Annotated in this window: 1 protein-coding gene; it reads left to right on the top strand. The window is 69.4% G+C overall.

Translation table 11 applies throughout. From position 1 onward, the window contains the following. Window positions 1-324 (top strand): beta-ketoacyl synthase N-terminal-like domain-containing protein (locus C5N14_RS31560; RefSeq protein WP_133305783.1); only part of this gene is annotated, 324 nt, incomplete at both ends.

Genomic DNA, 324 nt, shown 5'->3' on the forward strand with positions numbered 1-324 from the left:
GGCGATGGATCCGCAGCAGCGGTTGTTGTTGGAGGCGTCGTGGGAGGTGGTGGAGCGGGCAGGGGTTGATCCGGCGGGGTTGCGGGGTTCGCGAACAGGGGTGTTCGTGGGGACGAATGGTCAGGACTATGGGGCCCTGTTGATGGTGTCTGCTGCGGATGAGGTGGAGGGGTTCGCGGGGACGGGGAATGCGGCGAGTGTGGTGTCGGGTCGGGTGGCGTACGCGTTGGGGTTGGAGGGGCCGGCGGTGTCGGTGGACACGGCGTGTTCGTCGTCGCTGGTGGCGTTGCACCTGGCGGCGCAGGCGCTGCGCCGGGGCGAGTG

It is taken from the genome of Micromonospora sp. MW-13 (assembly GCF_003434305.1).
Taxonomy (GTDB): domain Bacteria; phylum Actinomycetota; class Actinomycetes; order Mycobacteriales; family Micromonosporaceae; genus Micromonospora.